Consider the following 1,101-nt stretch of genomic DNA (forward strand, 5'->3'; position numbering starts at 1 on the left):
TCGGGCGGATCTTCGCCTCACTCTGGGGGCCCCGCATCGTCGACACCCTGCGCGTCGCCTGCCTCACCCTGCTGCGCAAGGCCAACGCCACCCTCACCCTCATCCCGCCGCTGCTCAACGACAAACGGTTCCGCACCGCGTTCACCCAGGACCTCGACGACCCCGAAGGGCTGCGCGGCTACTGGGAATGGTTCGAGTCCACCCCGCCGCCGCTGCGGGCCCAGGTCATCGGCCCGGTGCTGGCCCGGCTGCGGGCGTTCCTGCTGCGCGACTTCGTGCGCCGCACCCTGGGTGCGCCCCAGTCCAGCTTCGACATGCGCCGGGTGCTGGACGGCGGGATCCTGCTGGCCCGGCTGCCGAAAGGGCAGATCGGTGAGGAGACCTGCCGGCTGATGGGCTCGTTCATCGTCGCGTCGGCCTGGCAGGCCGCCACCGGCCGGGCCCGGCTGCCCGAACCACAGCGTCGCGACGCGTGCGCCTACCTCGACGAGGCGCAGAACTTCCTCACCCTGCCCGGCTCGGTCGGCGACATGCTCGCCGAGGCCCGCGGCTACCACCTCGGCCTGGTCCTGGCGCACCAGAACCTGGCGCAGATGCCCCGGGAGACTCAGGACGCGTTGTCCGCCAACGCCCGCAACAAGATTTTCTTCGCCTGCGCCCCGGAGGACGCCCACCAGCTGCAGCGGCACACCCTGCCCGAACTCGGCGAGCACGACCTGTCCCGCCTGGATGCCCACCACGCCGCCTGCCGGCTGACCATCGACAGCCGGGAGACCGCCGCGTTCACCCTGCACACCCGGCCACCCAAGCCGGTGGTGGGGGAGGCCACCGCCGTGCGGCGGGCCGCCGCGGCCGCCGCCGGCCCGGCCGGTAACACCTCCGCCATCGCGCGACTCGCCGGCATCGCCGATCCCGACGACTGACCACCCGGCTGGCGGCTGAGCGACGCCTGCCCAGGCGCAGGCACGACGCCCGGGCACCGGCTCTCCGGATCCGGGGCCCGGCCCTGCCCCCGGCCCTACCCCCGGCCCTACCCCTAGCCCCGCCCCCCGCCCGGTTTAAACATCCACGGACTCGCCAGACGCCACCCCAAAACCCCGC

1 protein-coding gene is annotated in these 1,101 nt (G+C 73.7%); it reads left to right on the forward strand.

Translation table 11 applies throughout. The annotated features are described in order from the left end of the window. A partial coding sequence (locus AB0M20_RS45220; protein WP_364307815.1) for a type IV secretory system conjugative DNA transfer family protein occupies positions 1-923 on the forward strand: 923 nt, incomplete at its 5' end. Between the last annotated feature and the right edge of the window lie 178 nt (positions 924-1,101).

The sequence above is a fragment of the Actinoplanes sp. NPDC051633 genome, assembly GCF_040681735.1.
Taxonomy (GTDB): Bacteria; Actinomycetota; Actinomycetes; order Mycobacteriales; family Micromonosporaceae; genus Actinoplanes.